Below are 20324 nucleotides of genomic sequence, written 5' to 3'. Positions count from 1 at the left end.
AGGACCTGCCGCGCTTGTGACGCAACAGAATTGCAGCACCCCGGACGGGTGATCCGAAGTATTGAGCAGCAATGATTCACAGAAAAAAGCGCGGCATTGTACACCTGCATCCAGGTTGAGGTTTGAAACAGGGAAATGAATGCAGCGGGGCTGTATGACAAGGTTTTTCACATCGCCAAAAACGACAACGCCAGCCCTGGGGGCTGGCGATGCCATTCATTCACACCACAGGATCACTCAGGCTTGCGACGACCGAAGCCAGGACGCTGACCCGAACCTGCCGGTGGACCGCGACGCTTGCCTGACGGCGCATCGTCGTTGACCAGCTTGATGCCGACACGCTTTGGCCCAGGCTTGGCCGGGCGCTTATTCATCTCGCTCGGACGCTCGGCGACCGGTGTGCCACGGCTGTTGTCTGCCGGACGCGGTGCACGCGAACCTGGCTTGCCCGAGTCCTTGCGCGGCGAAGGACGCTGCGTGGAGTCGCCGCCACGCGGACGATCACGTTCGCTGCCGGTAATTTGCGGCTGACGCGGTGCGCGGTCGCCAGTCGCCGGAGCGCCAGCAGCCGGACGCAAGGTGCGAACGCGCTCGCCTTTGCCCAGAGGGCGCGACGATTGACGCTGCAGACGCTCCATCTTGTCTTTGGTCTTGGCATTCATCTGCGGCTGGGCCACAGGTTGCAGACCGACTTCGGCAGCCAGAATGTCGACTTCGTACTGGCTCATTTCGCGCCAGCGGCCCATCGGCAGGTCGGAGTTGAGGAACACCGGCCCGTAACGCACGCGCTTCAGACGGCTGACCACCAGCCCTTGGGATTCCCAGAGACGGCGCACTTCACGGTTACGACCTTCCATTACCACGCAGTGATACCAGTGGTTAAAGCCTTCGCCGCCCGGTGCCTGCTGGATATCGGTGAAACGTGCCGGACCGTCTTCAAGAATCACACCATTCTTGAGGCGCAGCAGCATGTCGTCATCGACTTCGCCACGTACACGAACCGCATATTCGCGGTCCATTTCAAACGATGGGTGCATCAGACGGTTGGCGAGCTCACCGTCAGTGGTGAACATCAGCAGACCGGTGGTGTTGATGTCGAGACGGCCGATGTTGATCCAGCGACCCTCTTTCGGGCGCGGCAGACGATCGAACACGGTCGGACGACCTTCAGGGTCGTCACGGGTGCAGATTTCGCCATCGGGCTTGTTGTACATGATCACGCGGCGAACCGTTTCGGCTGCTTCTTCGCGCTTGATGACGCGACCATCGACACTGATGGCGTCATGCAGGTCGACGCGTTGACCGAGGGTCGCGTCCTTGCCATTGACCTTGATGCGGCCTTGGGTAATCCAGGCTTCTACGTCACGGCGTGAACCCACGCCAATGCGCGCCAGAACCTTCTGCAGCTTTTCGCCTGCGGGTCCGATTTCCTGGCTGTCCTGCTTGTCTTTTTCACTCATCTGGGCACCTCCCGGTGTGTCGAATCAGGGCTGGCCGAGAACCGGCAAGACCTGTGCCCGGCACGCTGTGGATAGCGGCAGGGCGAAATACTTGAAAGCCCGGGCTACACTTGATCGCCGAGGGTCGGCCATCATACGCCCCTGCGCCGGTTTACGCATCCAGCGTCAGTGGCAAATGCCCGAATCACTTCTTCTTTTTACGACCGGCGGTCTTGAGCTTCGCCAGCCGCTTGGCAGACTCCTCGAGTACCGTGCGCTTGTCATCCTTGTCGAGTTTCTTCCAGGCCTTGATTTCACGCTTGCTGCGGCCACAGCCCAGGCAGATATCATCATCGAACTTGCACAGGCTGATGCAGGGGTTCTTGGTCGAACTCATGGGCAGCGGGTCTCATGGCGAGGGATATAGTTTGTGACTCTGGTCAGGCGTATGAATTCGACCGAAGTGCGCTGGGCATTGTGCACGACAGTTCTGATTACCGTTCCGCACTCCAGCGTGTGAATGCAGTTCTCGACGCTCTGCGTCGCCAAGAGGACGCAGAGCGTCCAGAAAAGCGCTACCACGCGGAGCGTGGGAGCGATAATCAGGAGCCTTTATCCTCGTCGCCATCCTCGCTCTCGATCTCAGGCTCCGCCCGCAGCAGGTCGTCGAAGTCGGTCTTGAGGCCCTGCTCCATCGAATCCAGCTCCACCAGCAGGCTGCGGAAGCTGGTTTCGTCGCGAGGTGCTTCGGGTTCCGCTTCCGGATCGAGGCTGGCGTCGGCCAAGGCCTGCAGGTGCGCGGGTACGGGGGCGTCTTCGAAATCCAGGACCGGCTCGGTTTCCATCTCGCGCAGGTCGGCCAGCGGCGGCAGCTCGTCCAGGCTTTTGAGGTTGAAGTGATCCAGAAAACCCTTGGTGGTGGCAAACATCGCCGGCTTACCGGGCACGTCACGATAGCCCACCACCCGAATCCACTCGCGTTCCAGCAGGGTCTTGACGATGTGGCTGTTCACCGCAACACCGCGCACGTCTTCAATTTCGCCCCGCGTGATCGGCTGGCGATAAGCGATCAAAGCCAGGGTTTCCAGCATGGCGCGGGAGTAACGCTGCGGCCGTTCTTCCCACAACCGTCCGACCCAAGGGGAGAACCGGTCACGAATCTGCAGGCGATACCCCGAGGCGACTTCCTTGAGTTCGAAAGCACGCCCCTCGCAAGACTTACGCAGCACCTCCAGCGCTTTTTTGAAAATCGGCGGTTCGGGACGCTCGCCCTCTTCGAACAGCTCATACAGCCGCTCCAGTGTCTGCGGCTTTCCGGAGGCCAGCAGAAAGGCTTCAAGCAACGGGGCCAGTTCACGCGGTTCGTTGAGGTTCATGGGTGTGTTCTTGCTCTACTCGGCTCGCGCCCGGACATGGATCACCGCAAAGGGCTCGTTTTGGACCAGCTCGACAAGGGATTCCTTGACCAGCTCCAGCACCGCCATAAATGTCACGACCACACCCAAACGCCCTTCTTCTGCGGTAAACAGCTCGGCGAACGGTACAAAACCGCTGCCCTTGAGACGTTCCAGCACGTCGCTCATGCGCTCACGCGTCGACAGCGCCTCGCGGCTGACCTGATGGCTTTCGAACATGTCGCCGCGGTGCAGCACTTCGGCCATCGACATCAGCACTTCTTCAAGACTGACATCCGGCAGCAACTTGCGCGCGCGGGCTTCGGGGGCGTCCAGTTTCGGCACGATGACATCGCGGCCGACCCGGCTCAGGCCGTCAATACCTTCAGCAGCGGCCTTGAAGCGCTCGTATTCCTGCAGGCGGCGAATCAGCTCGGCGCGCGGGTCGCCTTCTTCCTCTTCGACTTCCGCCGAGCGCGGCAGCAGCATGCGCGACTTGATCTCAGCCAGCATGGCGGCCATGACCAGGTATTCGGCCGCCAGCTCCAGGCGCACGGTTTTCATCAACTCGACGTAACCCATGTACTGCTTGGTGATCTCGGCCACGGGAATATCGAGGATATCGATGTTCTGTTTGCGGATCAGGTACAGCAGCAGGTCGAGCGGCCCCTCGAACGCTTCAAGAAAGACCTCCAGCGCATCGGGCGGGATGTACAGGTCCAGCGGCATCTGCGTGACCGCACGCCCGTAGACCAGCGCGAACGGCAGCTCCTGCTGGGCGTCTGCCTGGCTGTCGACGGACTCGACGACGGTCATTAAGCGCGTTCACCGAACGGCGTTGGATCACCGCAGCCAACCCGAACCACTTCTGGCTCTCCGCCAGCCAGGTTGATGACTGTGGACGCCGAAATACCGCCGATCCCGCCATCAATGATCAGGTCCACCTGATGCTCAAGAATCTGGCGCATCTCGTAAGGATCGCTGAGCGGCACAGTGTCACCCGGCATGATCAGGCTGACGCTCATCAGCGGCTCGCCCAATTGCTCGAGCAAGGCCTGGGCAATGGGGTGGCTCGGCACGCGCAGGCCGATGGTGCGGCGCTTGGGGTGCAGCACCAGGCGCGGCACCTCGCGAGTGGCGTTGAGAATAAAGGTGTACGGCCCCGGCGTGTGCGCCTTGAGTGCGCGGAAAGCGCCGGTGTCGACCTTGGCAAAAAGCCCCAGTTGCGACAGGTCGCAGCACATCAGGGTGAAGTTGTGCTTGTCGTCCAGCTGACGCAGACGGCGGATACGCTCGATGGCGCTCTTGTCACCGATCTGGCAACCCAGCGCATAGGACGAATCTGTCGGGTACACCACCAGCCCGCCGGCTTTTATGATTTCCGCGGCCTGTTTGATCAGGCGCGGCTGCGGGTTTTCCGGATGGACCTGGAAAAATTGACTCACGGTAACTTCCTGTTCAGACGGCGGCAGTAGGCTGTTCATGTTTGAATCTGCACCACAAAGGCGGTAGATCTTCAGGCACGGGACGATAAGTGCCGATCTCGCCCCAGTTGCCAGGACCGTGGAAGTCGCTGCCGGCAGTAACCAGCAGACCGAACTCGCGTGCAAGGATGGCAAGGGTCCCAACCTGATCGGCAGGCTGCATGCCATTGACCACTTCTATGGCGTGCCCACCGGCCTGGACGAAATCGCCGACCAGTTTACGCCGTTTACTGCGAGTAAAGTCATAATGTGAAGGATGCGCGAGGCTGACCCATGCACCCGATGCCCGCAAGGTGGCGACGGTTTCTTCCAGCGTTGGCCAGTGCTGCTTCACATCGCCCAGTTTGCCAGCACCCAGCCATTTGCGAAACGCCTCGGCGCGGTCCTTGACGAAACCTGCGCGCACCATGAAGTCAGCAAAGTGTGGACGCGCAGGCGCATTACCGCTGTCACCCAGCTCCTGCTGGATCGCGCGAGCGCCTTCCAGCGCGCCAGGCATACCTTTGATCGCCAATTTGCGGCTGATTTCTTCAGCACGCAGCCAGCGTCCCTCATGCAAACGGCTGATAGCTTCAGTCAGCGCCGGGGCCTGGGTATCGAATCCATAGCCCAGAATATGGATGGTCGCACCGCCCCAGGTGCAGGACAGCTCCACCCCGTTGACCAGCTGCATGCCCAATGAATGCGCTACCGCGCGGGCTTCTTCAAGCCCTTCGAGGGTGTCGTGGTCGGTCAGCGACAGGACGCGCACGCCGTTTTCATGAGCACGGGCAACCAGTGCCGTGGGCGAGAGCGCCCCGTCGGAAGCGGTGCTGTGGCAGTGCAGGTCAACATTCATAGTGGTGCTTTCGTGTTCATTGATGTTTGTTATTATGCCGCCACATCCTGCTTCTGGCTGCCATTGTGAAACAATTCATCGACTTCATCCCGCTGCTCCTGTTTTTCATCGTTTACAAAACCGAGCCGCGTGCCGTGGATATCCTCGGCAATACCTATATGGTAGGCGGCATTTTCAGCGCAACGGCGATGCTGATCATCAGTTCGGTGGTGGTCTACGGCATTCTTTACCTCAAACAGCGCAAGCTGGAAAAAAGCCAGTGGCTCACACTGGTCGCCTGTCTGGTGTTTGGCAGTCTGACACTGGCCTTCCACAGCGAAACCTTCCTGAAATGGAAAGCCCCGGTGGTCAACTGGCTATTTGCCGTGGCTTTCGCCGGCAGTCATTTCATCGGTGACCGCCCGCTTATCCAGCGCATCATGGGCCACGCATTGACCCTGCCAGCGGCGATCTGGACCCGGCTCAACATCGCCTGGATCGTATTCTTCCTGTTCTGCGGCGCGGCCAACCTGTACGTGGCCTTCACCTATCAGGAATTCTGGGTCGACTTCAAAGTATTCGGCAGTCTGGGCATGACCCTGATCTTCCTGGTCGGCCAGGGGATCTACCTGTCACGCCATCTGCACGACACCGCACCCAATACGACCAAATCCGAGGACTGACATGCTCTACGCAATCATCGCCACCGACGTCGAAAACTCGCTGGAAAAACGCCTCAGCGTGCGCCCGGCACACCTTGAGCGCCTAAACGCGCTCAAGGATGAAGGCCGTCTGGTGCTGGCCGGCCCACACCCGGCAGTCGACAGCAACGACCCGGGTGCTGCCGGTTTCAGCGGCAGCCTGATCGTGGCCGAGTTTGAATCGCAAAGCGACGCCAAGGCGTGGGCCGAAGCCGATCCATATGTTGCGGCAGGCGTTTATGCCAATGTCGTGGTCAAGCCATTCAAGCTCGTCCTGCCCTGATCACCTCCTCTGACACCCTTACGGCTCTGCCTCAACCGAGGCATAGCCGTATTGAACCCCGCCTCTTGCTCATCCTTCCTGACACCCTGCCGATACCCTGCTCAATGTGCGAATTTATACGGCTCGGTAAAAGGGAGTTCAGATGCGTTCAGGTACGTGGTGTCTGTTGGCAGTTTTGATGGCGACAGGGTTTCAGGTGAACGCCGAGACGGTCAATGAGAGCGGCGCAGTGCAGCCTTTGCACCTGCCCAGCCCCGCCAATCAGATTGCCGACCTTCAGTTGCGGCTCAAGGACAGCGAGCGTCAGCGCGACGAGCTGACACGGCAGTTGCAAAACGTCGATCCGGAACGCGACAACGCCTTGTTGACACGTTTGCGCCAGGAGAACCAAAAGCTCAAGTTGCAGCTCAAAGAAGCACTGTCGGCAGCGCCTCCTCGCTTGCTGACCGAGCAACAACAATGGTTCGTCGCAGGCGGTGGCGTTGCGATGTTCGCCCTTCTGTGCGGTATATTGGTCAGCGGTTGGCGTAGGCAACGTCGGCAGTGGCTAAATTGAGTGAGTCATGAGCGAGCTGTTACTAATTGATGATGATCAGGAGCTGTGCGAACTGCTGAGCAGTTGGCTGAGCCAGGAAGGCTTTCAGGTGCGCGCCTGTCACGACGGGGCCAGTGCGCGTCAGGCTCTGGCCGATGCAGCTCCGGCGGCCGTGGTGCTGGACGTGATGCTGCCTGATGGCAGCGGCCTGGAACTGCTCAAGCAATTGCGCAATGACCACCCGGACCTGCCGGTGGTCATGCTCTCGGCACGCGGCGAACCGCTGGACCGCATTCTGGGCCTTGAACTGGGCGCTGATGACTACCTGGCAAAACCCTGCGACCCGCGTGAGCTCACCGCCCGCCTGCGCGCCGTGCTGCGTCGCAGTCACCCGGTGGCGTCGTCTACGCAACTGGAACTGGGTGACCTGACCTTCAGCCCGATGCGCGGCGTGGTCAGTGTCGACGAAAAGGAACTGACCCTCACCGTCTCCGAAAGCCGTCTGCTTGAAGCACTGATGCGCCAGCCCGGCGAACCACTGGACAAGCAGGAACTGGCGCAACTGGCGCTGGGCCGCAAACTGACGCTCTACGACCGCAGCCTGGACATGCACGTCAGCAACCTGCGCAAGAAAATCGGCCCTCACGCTGACGGTCGTCCACGCATCGTCGCCCTGCGCAGCCGCGGCTATTATTATGCTTTGTAAGCAACTGCCCCCTTACACAAGCTTTACCAAGCGCTGACTGCGCTTGACCTTGATCTCCCTAAACTGGGCTCATCGGCATCGAGCCGCACTAGAGACAAGGAGATACACAATGCGCAAGACCCTGATCGCTTTGATGTTTGCCACTGCCCTGCCGACCATTGCCATGGCCGCACCACCAGCGCCACCTGCCGGTGGCCCGGATGCTGACGCACCTGCCATGCACATGGATCGTGATGACCGCGGCCCTGGCCCACGTATGGATCGAGGCCCTGGCCCGATGGGACCGATGGCTGAGCTGGACCTGACACGTGAACAGCGTCAGCAGATCGAACGCTTGATGCGCGAGCAACGGCACGAGCGCCGCGAAATCACTCAAAGCTACCTGGAAAAAATGCCTGCTGCCGACCAGAAAGCAATGCACGACGAAATCGAAGCCAAACGCTCCAAGACCGACAGCGAAGTTCGTGCACTGCTGAGGCCTGACCAGCAGAAGCTGTTTGACGAAATCAAGAAGAAAGAAGATGAGCGTCGCGCCGAATGGGCCGAGTTCAAGGCCTGGAAAGCGGCAAAAGCAGCAAAAACGCTGTAATCATCAGGCCTCGCGGCCCGATAAGCTGAACACAACCCGGCATGCACGCGCATGCCGGGCTTCTTTATTGAGATCGAGGGAATCCTGTGCGTTCATTGTTCTGGCGAATCCTGGCCAGCTTCTGGCTGGCCATAGCTCTGGTAGGCGGCCTGTCGGTGCTCATGGGGCACATGCTCAATCAGGATGCGTGGATCCTCAGTCGTCACCCGGTGCTCAACTCGTTGCCCGAGCAGTGGACGCAACGCTTCGAGGACAAGGGCGCGGATAACGCTCAGGAATTTCTTCAGGAGATCAAACGTCGCAATCGTATCGACACACAAGTGCTCAGCGACAGCGGCGAGCCGATGGTGCGTGGCACCTTCCCGCCGCGCGCAGCCGCGCTGGAAGCGCGGCAGCGGGAAGACGACGATCAGGGGCGCAAACTGCCCTGGCGCCGTCTGGCCACCGAGTACAGCAGCCCGAAAACCGGTGAAACGTACCTGTTCATCTACCGCGTTCCACACCCGGAGCTCGACGAGTGGCACCGCCAGAGCCTGATGTGGCCGCTGAGTGCGCTGGGCATTGCACTGGTGGTGCTGACCCTTTTCAGCCTGTTCGTGACACTCTCGATCACCCGACCGCTGAGCCGTCTGCGTGGCGCTGTGCATGATCTGGGGCAAACCAGCTATCAACAGCATAGCCTCGGACAACTGGCCAACCGGCGTGACGAGTTCGGCGTGCTGGCCAAGGACTTCAACCGCATGGGCGCGCGCCTGCAAAGCCTGATTGGCAGTCAGCGTCAGTTGCTGCGCGATGTGTCTCATGAATTGCGCTCACCGCTGGCCCGATTGCGCATCGCCCTGGCGCTGGCTGAACGTGCGGAGCCTGCCGAGCGTGAAAAGCTCTGGCCACGGTTGGGTCGTGAGTGTGACCGGCTGGAGGCGCTGATCAGCGAGATCCTGGCCCTGGCGCGCCTCGACGCCGAGCTTCGCGGCCCTGAGCCTGTCGACCTCGAAGCACTGCTGCAGCGCCTGAAGAACGACACCCAACTGGACGGTATCGACCAGAACATTCGCGTCGAGGTGCAGGACAACCTGCAGTTCAAAGGCTGGCCGGACATGATCGAACGTGCGCTGGACAACCTGCTGCGCAACGCGCTGCGCTTCAACTCCACCGGTCAGCGCATCGATCTGCAGGCAACTCAGGTCGGCGATTACGTCCGTCTGAGCGTCCGCGATCATGGCCCGGGGGTTGCCGACGAACATCTGGCACAACTGGGCGAGCCGTTTTATCGCGCGCCCGGCCAGACGACGCCGGGACACGGTCTGGGCCTGGCGATTGCAAAACGTGCAGCGGAACGGCATGGCGGCAGCCTGATACTGGGCAATCACCCGGACGGCGGCTTCATTGCCACGCTGGATCTGCCCAGAGAACCGCTCAGCTCATCATCTGTTTAGCCTTGCCACTCGCTGACAAACCCGCCAACGTCGACTTTCGGGGCTTCGCGCGGCGGGTTCTGCGGGGTGCCGAGGTATAGAAAGCCAATTACCTCTTCGTCGGCCTCAAGCCCGAACCCTTTGGCGACGTGTGGCGTATAGCACAGCTCACCCGTCCTCCAGACCGCGCCGACACCCAGTGCATATGCCGCCAGCAACACGCCGTGGGCGGCGCACCCGGCGGTGATCAGTTGTTCCGAGCGCGGAACCTTGAAATGGTCTTGCAAGCGAGCGATCACCACCACGACCAAGGGTGCGCGCAACGGTCCCAGACGGGCCTTTTCCAGCGCCTGCGGGGTAATCTCACCGCTACTTTGCTGCAGCGCTTCCACCAGCAGCTCGCCCATGCGATCACGCGCCGGGCCTTCGACGGTCAGGAAACGATAAGGCTTGAGCTGTCCATGATCCGGTGAGCGCAGCGCCGCACCGAACATGATTTCCCGCTGCGCAGCATCCGGGGCCGGGTCGACCAGTCGCGGAACCGATACGCGATTGAGCAAAACGTCGAGCGCCTGCATGGGCGGTCTCCTTGAAAAGTGATCGAGCATTCTAGAGCCTGTTTACCGTCAATAACGAGTGCGACGGACAATTCCTTACCCACTCTGTCGAACCCTGCCCCTGGCTGCACTGGTTTACATGCCTTCAAGCGCGGGTAGAATGGCGCCTTCCCTCACACCCGCCCGAGCCATTCATGTCGTTGCCGACCTTTCGCATCATCGGTTTCATTATCGGCATCTTCCTGATCACCCTGGCTGTCGCCATGATCGTGCCTATGGCTACGCTGGTCATCTACGACCGTTTCGAGGACCTGCGCGAGTTTCTGTGGGCCAGCGCCATCACCTTTATCGCCGGCCTGGCGCTGGTGGTGCCCGGACGCCCCGACAACGTCCAGTTGCGCCCGCGGGACATGTACATGCTGACCGTCTCCAGCTGGATCGTGGTGTGCATTTTCGCCGCCCTGCCCTTTCTGCTGACCCAGCACATCAGTTACACCGATTCGTTCTTTGAAAGCATGTCAGGCATCACCGCCACCGGCTCCACCGTGCTCAGCCATCTGGACAGCATGTCACCGGGTATTCTGATCTGGCGTTCGATGCTGCACTGGCTTGGCGGTATCGGCTTTATCGGTATGGCCGTGGCGATTCTGCCGTTGCTGCGTATTGGTGGCATGCGCCTGTTCCAGACCGAATCGTCGGATCGCTCGGAAAAGGTCATGCCCCGCTCGCACATGGTGGCCAAGTTCATTGTGCTGGCCTACGTCGGTTTTACCGCGCTGGGCAGCCTGGCCTTCTGGGCGGCGGGCATGAGCCTGTTCGATGCGATCAACCATGCGATGTCGGCCATTTCCACGGGCGGGTTCTCCACCTCCGACCTGTCGCTGGCCAAGTGGCCGCAGCCTGCGGTGCATTGGGTCGCGATTGTGGTGATGATCCTCGGCAGCCTGCCCTTTACCCTGTATGTCGCGACCCTGCGCGGTAATCGCAAGGCGTTGATCAAGGATGAGCAGGTGCAGGGGCTGATCGGGCTGCTGTTGGTCACCTGGCTGGTAATGACCGTCTGGTACGCCAACACCACCGACCTGCCGTGGACCGAGGCGCTGCGTCACGTGGCCCTGAACGTGACGTCGGTGGTGACGACTACCGGTTTTGCACTCGGCGACTACAGCCTGTGGGGCAACTTCTCGCTGATGCTGTTCTTCTATCTGGGTTTCATCGGCGGCTGCTCGGGCTCGACGGCGGGCGGGGTGAAGATCTTCCGCTTTCAGGTCGCCTATATCCTGCTCAAGACCAACCTTAATCAACTGATTCACCCACGCGCGGTGATGAAGCAGAAATACAACGGCCATCGACTGGACGACGAAATCGTTCGCTCGATTCTGACCTTTTCGTTTTTCTTCACCATCACCATCTGCCTGATCGCATTGATGTTGTCGCTGCTCGGGCTGGACTGGATGACCGCACTGACCGGGGCTGCCAGCACCGTATCCGGCGTAGGGCCGGGGTTGGGCGAGGTGATTGGGCCTGCGGGCAACTTCTCTACCTTGCCCGATGCTGCCAAATGGATTCTGTCCGGCGGCATGCTGCTCGGCCGCCTGGAGATCATTACCGTACTGGTACTGTGTGTACCGGCGTTCTGGCGGCATTGAGGTCTGGCTGGGCGCGGGAGCAGAACGGGCGACGCTTCGCTTATTCGCGAAGACGGCATTTGATCTATCGTTCCCAAGCTCCGCGTGGTAATGCAGTCGAACTCTGCGTCGTCAGTGCCATCGCGGTTGAAAAGCGCTTGTGGCGGTTTGGCCAAGGCTCGGTTCAGCCAGGCGCATAGCAACTAGTGCCCGCCCCCCGCCGCTGGCCCCGCCTTGGCACCAAACGGCGGTTTGGCCAGCCAGACCAGCAGTATCAGCCCCGCAAATACCCAGCCCAGCAGGTAGAAATAATCCACCGTGGACATCATGTAGGCCTGCGCGTTGAGAGTGCGTTCCAGCTGGGCGTAAGCCTGCGGGCTCGCGCCGCCCAGGCTGTCGAGGGCGTGCCGGGTTGTCGGGTCGAAGGTGCTGATGTTTTCACTCAGGTAAGCATGATGCTGGTTGGCGCGACGGATCCAGATCCAGGTGGTCAGCGAGGCTGCGAAGCTGCCGCCCAAGGTGCGCAGGAAGGTCGCCAGTCCCGAGCCGTCGGCGATCTGATTGGGCGGCAGGTCGGACAGCAGAATGCTCAGGGTCGGCATAAAGAACAGCGCCACACCAATGCCCATGAACAACTGCACCATCGCTACGTGCTCGAAATCCACGTCGGTATTGAAGCCGGCACGCATGAAACAGCTCAGCCCCATCGCCAGAAACGCCAGCCCTGCCAGCAGACGCAAGTCGAACTTGTGCGCGTACTTGCCGACAAAGGGCGACATCAGCACCGGCAGGATGCCAATCGGCGCGACGGCCAGCCCCGCCCAGGTCGCGGTGTAGCCCATCTGGGTCTGCAACCACTGCGGCAGAATCAGGTTGATACCGAAGAAGCCTGAATAGCCGCCGATCATGACCAGCGTACCGATACGGAAATTGCGGTAGGCAAACAGCCGCAGGTTGACGATCGGGTGCTTGTCGGTCATTTCCCAAATCACGAAGAAGACCAGCGCGACCAGCGAAATCAGCGAACCGAAGATGATGAAGTTCGACTCGAACCAGTCCAGATCATTGCCCTTGTCGAGCACTATCTGCAACGCACCGACACCGACAATCAAGGCCAGCAAGCCGATGTAATCCAGCGGTTGATGAGCAGTGCTGACCGGCCTTTTAGCCATCTGCGAACGCACCACCAGCACAGCGAACAAGCCGATGGGGATGTTGATAAAGAAAATCCACGGCCAACTGTAACTGTCAGTGATCCAGCCACCGAGGATCGGCCCGGCGATAGGCGCAACCACCGTCACCATCGCCAGCAATGCCAGCGCCATGCCCCTTTTCGCCGGAGGATAAACCGCGATCAGCAATGTCTGGCTCATCGGATACAGAGGACCGGCCACCATGCCCTGCAACGCCCGGAACCCCACCAGTTCCGGCATGGATTGGGAAATGCCACACAAAAACGACGCCATCACGAACAGAATGGTTGCCCACAGAAACAGCTTCACCTCACCAAAGCGACGACTGAGCCAGCCGGTCAGCGGCAAGGCAATCGCGTTGCTGACTGCGAACGAGGTAATCACCCAGGTGCTCTGCTCGGAGCTGACCCCCAGGTTGCCGGCGATGGTCGGCAACGCCACGTTGGCAATCGTGGTATCGAGCACCTGCATGAAGGTCGCCAGCGACAGACCGATGGTGCACAGCAACAGGCTTGGCGGGGTAAAAGAAGCGGGGGCGTTGTTGCTCATCGCAAATCCCTGAAGACGAGTGCGACACCCCGGCCAAGTGGCCGGGGTTCACGGATTGGCGGTTCAGCGCTGAACGGCAGTCTTGCCACTGGAAGCACTGTTCTCGTGAATCAGACGGGCGATCAACGCATCAGCGTCGGCCAGCTGCGCGGCGTAAACCTGAGTGCTGAAAGCGGCCTGCTTGCGCGGCTGTTGCGCCAGCACCGGACCGCTCTGGTCATGCAGATTGACCTCGACGGTGGTCGACAGACCGATGCGCAACGGATGCTTCGCCAGCTCTTCAGGGTTGATATGTACACGGACCGGCACACGCTGGACGATCTTGATCCAGTTACCCGTCGCGTTCTGTGCCGGCAACAGCGCAAAGGCACTGCCGGTGCCTGCGCCCAGGCTGTCGATGGTGCCGCTGTACTTCACATCGCTGCCATACAGGTCGGAGCTGATCTCCACTGGTTGACCGATGCGCATCTTGCCCAGTTGGGTTTCCTTGAAGTTGGCATCGATCCACAACTGATCCAGCGGGATCACAGCCATGGTCGCGGTGCCCGGCTGGATGCGCTGGCCCAGTTGCACGCTGCGCTTGGCCACATAACCGGTGACCGGCGCTACCAGCGTACTGCGTGCATTGGCCAGAAAGGCCTGACGCAACTGGGAGGCAGCAGCCTTGACGTCGGGATGTGAAGAAACAACCGTGTCATCGACCAGCGCCACGCTGGTGCTCAACTGCTGCTGAATGTTGTTCAACTCACTTTGCGCGCTGGTCAGGCTGTCTCTGGAATGCGACAGCTCTTCCTGGGAAATCGCCCCGCCCGCAGCCAGACTGCGCCGACGGTTGTAGTTCTCCTGAGCGGTCTGCACGGCGGTGCGCTGCGCAGCCAGTTGTGCCTTCATGCCATCGACATTGCTGTACAAACCACGCACCTGACGCACAACCTTACCCAGATTGGCCTCGGCGCTTTGCAGCGAAACTTCGGCATCGCTCGGGTCGAATTTGAGCAACACCTGCCCTTCGTGCACCAGATCGCCGTCGTCGGCACCAATGCTGATAACGGTTCCGGTAACCAACGGGGTGATTTCGACGACATTGCCATTCACGTAGGCGTCGTCGGTCTCTTCGCTCCATTGGCCGTAAAACTCGTACCAGGCCCAGATGGCCAAACCAAGAATCACGACGATGACGGCGAGCCCGATCAGCAGGAACTTGCGCTTGCCGGGCTTCGGCGTTTGCTGCGAGGACGGGGCAGATGTGTTTTCAGTGGCGGCAGTGGCCATGGCAGTTACCTTTTTATCAGCGAAGCGGCGAGACAGGAACGAGCGGCAGGCGCACGCCTGCCGACAGGTCTGCCGCTCAGCTTTTAGCTTTGGGGTTGAAGCTCAGACGAGTCAGGGTGATGTGGTCATCGGCGGCCACCAGTACCTTGGTGAGAATCCTTGTCAGGGTCTCGACCTCATCACTGTCGAGCGCGGCAAAGGTGTCATTCATGGCGTCCGCGCCAATCTGCGGCAGCAGGTCAGAGAGCGCCTGCCCCTGCTCCGTCAGCGCCAGGCGCACCTGGCGACGATCAGTCGCTGACCGCTGGCGCACGACCAGCCCTTTCTGCTCCAGACGATCGAGCATGCGGGTCATCGAACCGCTGTCCAGCGACAGGTGACGACACAATTCCACAGGGGTGTCGGTCGAGAACTGGGCAATGATGATCAGCACCTTGAACTGCGCGAACGTCACGTCATAAGGCAGCAGGTATTTGTCGAGCATGCGGTCTTTGAGCGCATTGGTACGACCGACCAGCAGCCCGATCAGGCTGGAATCGAAATTGTCGGGACTGAAATGTTTCAAGAAATCATCCAGATAGCTGCCTAGGCAGTGATTGCAAAATATTACTGCCTAGGCAGCCGTTGTCAAAGCATTTATTAGCTTGCTTACTAAATACCCATAAAAAAACGACCGCTGGCAAGGCGGTCGTTTTTGAAGGTGCGCGCGGGGAATCAGGCGGCGACGGGCACACCACTGTGAAAGCGAAACTCTTCGTCAGGGCTTTCGATCAGCTCACGCTCGGCCAGACGGATTTCCTCGATCTTGGCATCGACATCAGCCTTGTCGCCGTAGCTGTAAGCCAGCTTGAGATAATCCTGAAAATGCCGCGCTTCGGATTTCAGCAGGCCGCCGTAGAATTTGGCCAGTTCTTCGTCCAGGTGAGGCACCAGCGCAGCGAAGCGCTCACAGGAACGGGCCTCGACAATGGCACCGACGATCAGCGCGTCGGTCAGTCGGTAAGGATTGTGATTGCGCACAAGTTTGCGCAGCGCTCCGGCATAACGCGCCGAGCTGATGTTGGCCATAGGGATCTGGCGCTTTCTGATGATGCTGATCACTTGCTCGAAATGGCGCAGCTCTTCCCGAGCCAGACGCGACATCTTGCTCAACAGGTCGAACTTGTCGTTGTACTGAAACATGAACTGAAACGCAGCCCCGGCCGCCTTCTTCTCATTGTTCGCATGGTCGATCAGCAAGATATCCAGGTTGCGCAACGCGGCCTGAACCCAACTGTCGGGGGTGCGGCAAAGCAGGAAGGCTTCGATTTCGGGGATCGGGTACATAAGCTCACAGAATGACAGAGAGACAAAGCCCGGCATTATACGAGGAGCGACGATGCCTCGCGATACAAATGCATGCAGTGAAGGACGTCTGCCTGATCAGGCCCCGAACGCATCGCGCAGAAAGCCCGGTGCGATGTAACGCTGATAATGCGCCTCGGACAGCAGGAAAAACTCGCGATCGATAGCATCGCGCAATTCCGGCAGCGTCCAGTCACGAAACTCCGGCAGCAGCACAAAGCCGTAGGCCTCAACCTGACTGATGACCCGTGCGCCGCGCGCGATCAACTGGTAGGCCCAGCAATACTCGGACTGGTGCGGCACGAAACGGATCTTGCGCTGGGTGAGCTGCGCGCGCAGCTTGTCGGCATCGAAGACTTCAAGCTTGGCAGTCATCACCTGGACCAGCAATTGTTCCAGACGCAGCCATACCGCTCTTTTTTCATCCTCGTTATAGCCGTTCCAGTGGATGACCTCGTGGTGGAACCGCTTGCAGCCACGGCACACCAGGTCCCCGTAAACAGTGGAGCAAAGGCCGACGCAGGGGGTTTTGATAATGTAATCAGGCATGTCAGGCAGGACTGGGGAAGGCGAAACAGGGGCTCATGTTAGCCCTTTGTCTAAGCAAGTTCACCCCCGAAGATGTAGGGGCTAACTTACCTTTAGCGAAGTTTTGGCGTAGAATCAGCGAGCCTTTTAAGGCGCCAATGTCCGTTGGAAGCTGTTTTCAAAGCGTCACGAGCACAGTCAGGTTAACCCCGCATTGCGGCGTCGACAGGCCATTCCCTCATCAAGAATGGCCGTGTCGACCGTCACTCCCCCCGTTCTGCAGGCGTAAAACTTTGAAAACAGCTTCTGTTAGGAATCGCCGACACCCTGCCAACAAGGCTCAATAAGCCTTGCGTGGGTACGGACGATTTCTGGATGAGCGTCCCGGACACCCATTTGGGACCACTGATGAGGGTTAATACTGTGCTTGAAGCCTACCGTAAACACATCGAAGAGCGTGCCGCCCAGGGCATCGTGCCCCAGCCGCTTAACGCCGAACAAACTGCAGGCCTGGTCGAGCTGCTGAAGAATCCCCCGGCTGGCGAAGAAGCTTTCCTTGTCGATCTGATCACCAACCGCGTTCCGCCAGGCGTTGACGAAGCCGCTTACGTCAAGGCCGGTTTCCTGTCTGCCCTGGCCAAGGGCGAAGCCACTTCTCCCCTGATCGACAAAAAACGTGCAACCGAACTGTTGGGCACCATGCAGGGCGGCTACAACATCGTCACCCTGGTTGAACTGCTCGATGACGCCACCCTCGCGCCGGTCGCCGCCGAACAGCTCAAGCACACCCTGCTGATGTTCGATGCCTTCCACGACGTGGCCGAAAAAGCCAAAAACGGCAACGTTCACGCCAAGGCTGTCCTGCAGTCCTGGGCTGACGGCGAGTGGTTCAAGAAGCGTCCGACGCTGGCCGACAAGATCAGCCTGCGCGTCTTCAAGGTCACCGGCGAAACCAACACCGATGACCTGTCCCCGGCACCTGATGCCTGGTCCCGTCCGGATATCCCGCTGCACGCCCTTGCCATGCTGAAAATGGCCCGTGACGGCATCGTTCCAGACGTTCAGGGCTCTATCGGCCCGATGAAACAGATCGAAGAAATGCGCGGTCAGGGTTTCCCTATTGCCTACGTCGGCGACGTGGTCGGTACCGGTTCCTCGCGTAAATCGGCAACCAACTCGGTACTGTGGTTCTTCGGCGACGACGTTCCTTACGTGCCGAACAAGCGTGCCGGTGGTTTCTGCTTCGGCAGCAAGATTGCCCCGATCTTCTACAACACCATGGAAGATGCTGGCGCCCTGCCAATCGAATTCGATGTCTCGAACATCAACATGGGTGACGTGATCGACGTCTACCCGTACGCCGGCAAGGTGTGCAAGCACGACAGCGACGAAGTCATCACCACCTTCGAAATGAAGACCCCGGTGCTGCTCGACGAAGTTCGCGCAGGCGGCCGTATTCCGCTGATCATCGGTCGCGGCCTGACCAGCAAGGCGCGCGCCGAACTGGGCCTGCCTGAGTTCGACCTGTTCAAGACCCCTGACCAGCCAGCCGAAAGCACCAAGGGTTACACCCTGGCGCAGAAGATGGTCGGCAAGGCGTGCGGCGTTGCAGGCGTTCGTCCTGGCACCTACTGCGAGCCGAAGATGACCACCGTCGGTTCCCAGGACACCACTGGCCCGATGACCCGCGACGAGCTGAAAGACCTGGCATGCCTGGGCTTCTCGACCGACCTGGTCATGCAGTCGTTCTGCCACACTGCAGCCTATCCAAAGCCTATCGACGTCAAGACGCACCACACGCTGCCTGACTTCATCATGACCCGCGGCGGCGTTTCCCTGCGTCCGGGCGACGGCATCATCCACAGCTGGCTGAACCGCATGCTGCTGCCGGACACCGTCGGCACCGGTGGCGACTCGCACACCCGCTTCCCGATCGGTATCTCCTTCCCGGCCGGTTCCGGTCTGGTGGCGTTTGCCGCTGCCACCGGCGTCATGCCGCTGGACATGCCTGAGTCGATCCTGGTTCGCTTCAAGGGCAAGATGCAACCCGGCATCACCCTGCGCGACCTGGTTCACGCCATTCCTTACTACGCCATTCAGGCTGGCCTGCTGACCGTAGAGAAGAAAGGCAAGAAGAACGCATTCTCCGGCCGCATCCTGGAAATCGAAGGTCTCGACAACCTGAGCATCGAGCAGGCTTTCGAGCTGTCCGACGCCTCTGCCGAGCGTTCGGCTGCCGGTTGCACCATCAAGCTGGCCAAAGAGCCGATCATTGAATACCTGAATTCGAACATCACCCTGCTGCGCTGGATGATCGAACAGGGTTACGGTGATCCGCGCACCCTGGAGCGTCGTGCTCAGGCGATGGAAGCCTGGGTTGCCAACCCGGAGCTGCTGGAAGCAGACAAGGACGCCGAGTACGCCGAAATCATCGAAATCGATCTGGCCGACGTCAAAGAGCCTGTGCTCTGCGCGCCGAACGACCCGGACGATGCCCGCCTGCTGTCTTCGGTACAGGGCGAGAAGATCGACGAAGTGTTCATCGGCTCCTGCATGACCAACATCGGCCACTTCCGCGCTGCGGGCAAGTTGCTGGATCAGGTCAAGGGCCAGCTGCCGACGCGTCTGTGGCTGTCGCCGCCGACCAAGATGGACGCTCACCAACTGACCGAAGAAGGCTACTACGGCATCTACGGTAAGGCTGGCGCGCGTATGGAAATGCCGGGCTGCTCGCTGTGCATGGGTAACCAGGCACGCGTGGAACCGAACTCGACTGTAGTGTCGACGTCGACCCGTAACTTCCCGAACCGTCTGGGTGACGGCGCGAACGTCTACCTGGCCTCCGCCGAGCTGGCGTCCGTTGCTTCGATTCTGGGTCGCCTGCCGACCGTCGAAGAGTACATGGGCTATGCCAACCAGATCGACACCATGGCAGCGGACGTGTACCGCTACCTGAGCTTCGATCAGATCGCCGAGTTCCGTGAAGCCGCTGCGAACGCCAACATCCCGGCCGTTCAAGTGTAAGCACGAAAGCAGGCGTTAAAAGAACCCCATCCTCGTGATGGGGTTTTTTTGGTTTGAACCATCCCCGTACATATATTTTTCACATCCGGATGGCTATAGTAGCGGCCCTTGTTGGGGAGTAGCCTGCTCTTGACTCCGGTCACTGAGCGTTCGCATCAACATTCTCGGCTGCATGCCGTGGTGCGGACACCTTCTGGTTGGCGAGACCAACGATGCATCCATGCCTAAAGTCGGGCGTATGGTTGCGTCGTTGACTCATAGCCCGACTGGATATAACCGTGAACCCGATTTCCCTCCTCTTTCTCGCGCTTGCCATGTCCACGGACGCCTTTGCTGCGGCCCTTGGTAAAGGGGCAAGCCTGCATAAACCGCGCTTTATCGAAGCGTTGCGTACCGGTTTGATATTCGGCGCTATCGAGACCATCACTCCGGTGATCGGTTGGGGCATCGGCCAGGTCGCTGCCCGCTTTGCTGAAAGCTGGGACCACTGGATCGCCTTCACCTTGTTGCTGGTGCTGGGCCTGCACATGATCTACAACGGCATCAAGCACGATGACGATGAAGAGCAGGAAAAACCCGGCTCACACTCCTTCTGGATACTGGCAGTCACCGCATTCGCCACCAGCATCGATGCACTGGCGGTCGGCGTAGGCCTGGCGTTTGTCGACGTCAATATCATGGCCGCAGCGCTGGCTATCGGCCTGGCCACCACCGTGATGGTTACCATCGGCGTGATGCTCGGTCGCGTGCTCGGCACCATGGTCGGCAAGCGCGCTGAAATCGTTGGCGGCATCGTGCTGATCGTGGTTGGCGCAACGATTCTTTATGAGCACTTGTCTGCGGCGGCCTGATTGAGGGCCCGAGAC

General features: G+C 60.0%; 21 protein-coding genes. 9 read left to right on the top strand and 12 right to left on the bottom strand.

Translation table 11 applies throughout. The annotated features are described in order from the left end of the window. Window positions 1-233: 233 nt before the first annotated feature. The 6 genes from rluB to RYA97_RS02055 all read right to left on the bottom strand — a co-directional run bounded on the left by rluB (window position 234) and on the right by RYA97_RS02055 (window position 5155). Complete coding sequence (gene rluB, locus RYA97_RS02080; RefSeq protein ID WP_005781848.1) at window positions 234-1460, bottom strand: 23S rRNA pseudouridine(2605) synthase RluB; 1227 nt, start codon at window positions 1458-1460, stop codon at window positions 234-236. Between the two features lie 184 nt (window positions 1461-1644). Beyond that, window positions 1645-1836 (bottom strand): DUF1289 domain-containing protein, encoded by a 192-nt coding sequence (locus RYA97_RS02075; RefSeq protein ID WP_002554453.1) that lies wholly within the window; start codon window positions 1834-1836, stop codon window positions 1645-1647. 205 nt (window positions 1837-2041) lie between these two features. Further along, window positions 2042-2815 (bottom strand): SMC-Scp complex subunit ScpB, encoded by a 774-nt coding sequence (gene scpB / locus RYA97_RS02070; RefSeq protein WP_005781847.1) that lies wholly within the window; start codon window positions 2813-2815, stop codon window positions 2042-2044. Between the two features lie 15 nt (window positions 2816-2830). Then, entirely contained in the window at window positions 2831-3529 is a 699-nt protein-coding gene (locus RYA97_RS02065; protein ID WP_170947370.1) for a segregation and condensation protein A, read from the bottom strand. A 119-nt stretch (window positions 3530-3648) separates the two neighbouring features. Then, window positions 3649-4278: an L-threonylcarbamoyladenylate synthase gene (locus tag RYA97_RS02060; RefSeq protein ID WP_002554456.1), complete on the bottom strand. Its 630-nt coding sequence runs from the start codon at window positions 4276-4278 to the stop codon at window positions 3649-3651. A gap of 13 nt (window positions 4279-4291) precedes the next feature. After that, window positions 4292-5155, bottom strand: coding sequence for a PHP domain-containing protein (locus tag RYA97_RS02055; protein WP_005754998.1), 864 nt, complete (start codon window positions 5153-5155; stop codon window positions 4292-4294). Window positions 5156-5220: 65 nt separating this feature from the next. On the opposite strand from RYA97_RS02055, the gene RYA97_RS02050 reads away from it, so the two are divergent. The 6 genes from RYA97_RS02050 to RYA97_RS02025 all read left to right on the top strand — a co-directional run bounded on the left by RYA97_RS02050 (window position 5221) and on the right by RYA97_RS02025 (window position 9384). Further along, a complete protein-coding gene (locus RYA97_RS02050) occupies window positions 5221-5817 on the top strand; it encodes a septation protein A (protein WP_002554458.1) in 597 nt (198 codons plus the stop codon). Between the two features lies 1 nt (window position 5818). After that, window positions 5819-6118: a YciI family protein gene (locus RYA97_RS02045; RefSeq protein WP_005781842.1), complete on the top strand. Its 300-nt coding sequence runs from the start codon at window positions 5819-5821 to the stop codon at window positions 6116-6118. Between the two features lie 142 nt (window positions 6119-6260). Continuing rightward, a complete protein-coding gene (locus tag RYA97_RS02040) occupies window positions 6261-6674 on the top strand; it encodes a translation initiation factor 2 (RefSeq protein WP_004659681.1) in 414 nt (137 codons plus the stop codon). 7 nt (window positions 6675-6681) lie between these two features. Further along, a complete protein-coding gene (locus RYA97_RS02035; protein WP_002554461.1) occupies window positions 6682-7359 on the top strand; it encodes a response regulator transcription factor in 678 nt (225 codons plus the stop codon). A 109-nt stretch (window positions 7360-7468) separates the two neighbouring features. Further along, window positions 7469-7948 carry a hypothetical protein gene (locus RYA97_RS02030; protein ID WP_005746735.1) on the top strand — a complete coding sequence of 160 codons (480 nt, stop codon included), beginning with the start codon at window positions 7469-7471 and terminating at the stop codon, window positions 7946-7948. An 86-nt stretch (window positions 7949-8034) separates the two neighbouring features. Then, window positions 8035-9384: a sensor histidine kinase gene (locus tag RYA97_RS02025; RefSeq protein ID WP_057405024.1), complete on the top strand. Its 1350-nt coding sequence runs from the start codon at window positions 8035-8037 to the stop codon at window positions 9382-9384. Here RYA97_RS02025 and RYA97_RS02020 read toward each other — a convergent pair. Beyond that, window positions 9381-9941, bottom strand: coding sequence for a nitroreductase family protein (locus tag RYA97_RS02020; RefSeq protein WP_005781837.1), 561 nt, complete (start codon window positions 9939-9941; stop codon window positions 9381-9383). The two genes, RYA97_RS02025 and RYA97_RS02020, sit on opposite strands and share 4 nt — an antisense overlap. A gap of 173 nt (window positions 9942-10114) precedes the next feature. Here RYA97_RS02020 and RYA97_RS02015 point away from each other — a divergent pair, with 173 nt between their 5' ends. Then, window positions 10115-11569, top strand: coding sequence for a TrkH family potassium uptake protein (locus RYA97_RS02015; protein WP_004665905.1), 1455 nt, complete (start codon window positions 10115-10117; stop codon window positions 11567-11569). Between the two features lie 182 nt (window positions 11570-11751). On the opposite strand, the gene RYA97_RS02010 is transcribed toward RYA97_RS02015, so the two are convergent. The 5 genes from RYA97_RS02010 to RYA97_RS01990 all read right to left on the bottom strand — a co-directional run bounded on the left by RYA97_RS02010 (window position 11752) and on the right by RYA97_RS01990 (window position 16455). Then, window positions 11752-13290 (bottom strand): DHA2 family efflux MFS transporter permease subunit, encoded by a 1539-nt coding sequence (locus tag RYA97_RS02010; RefSeq protein ID WP_005731352.1) that lies wholly within the window; start codon window positions 13288-13290, stop codon window positions 11752-11754. Window positions 13291-13353: 63 nt separating this feature from the next. Further along, window positions 13354-14562: an HlyD family efflux transporter periplasmic adaptor subunit gene (locus tag RYA97_RS02005; protein ID WP_005746740.1), complete on the bottom strand. Its 1209-nt coding sequence runs from the start codon at window positions 14560-14562 to the stop codon at window positions 13354-13356. Between the two features lie 76 nt (window positions 14563-14638). Then, a complete protein-coding gene (locus RYA97_RS02000) occupies window positions 14639-15127 on the bottom strand; it encodes a MarR family winged helix-turn-helix transcriptional regulator (protein WP_004659671.1) in 489 nt (162 codons plus the stop codon). 149 nt (window positions 15128-15276) lie between these two features. After that, entirely contained in the window at window positions 15277-15888 is a 612-nt protein-coding gene (locus tag RYA97_RS01995; RefSeq protein WP_003368536.1) for a tRNA-(ms[2]io[6]A)-hydroxylase, read from the bottom strand. 96 nt (window positions 15889-15984) lie between these two features. Beyond that, window positions 15985-16455: a DUF1289 domain-containing protein gene (locus RYA97_RS01990; protein ID WP_002554470.1), complete on the bottom strand. Its 471-nt coding sequence runs from the start codon at window positions 16453-16455 to the stop codon at window positions 15985-15987. Between the two features lie 402 nt (window positions 16456-16857). On the opposite strand from RYA97_RS01990, the gene acnB reads away from it, so the two are divergent. Together acnB and mntP are read left to right on the top strand one after the other, a co-directional pair. Further along, window positions 16858-19458 (top strand): bifunctional aconitate hydratase 2/2-methylisocitrate dehydratase, encoded by a 2601-nt coding sequence (gene acnB, locus RYA97_RS01985; protein WP_004665908.1) that lies wholly within the window; start codon window positions 16858-16860, stop codon window positions 19456-19458. Between the two features lie 278 nt (window positions 19459-19736). Beyond that, window positions 19737-20309, top strand: a complete 573-nt coding sequence (mntP, locus tag RYA97_RS01980; protein WP_005746742.1) for a manganese efflux pump MntP — start codon at window positions 19737-19739, stop codon at window positions 20307-20309. Window positions 20310-20324: the final 15 nt, after the last annotated feature.

Origin of the sequence: Pseudomonas syringae group sp. 26L6, assembly GCF_032587815.1 — a bacterium.
GTDB lineage: Bacteria > Pseudomonadota > Gammaproteobacteria > Pseudomonadales > Pseudomonadaceae > Aquipseudomonas > Aquipseudomonas amygdali.
This window is presented reverse-complemented; position numbering and strand designations above follow the sequence as displayed.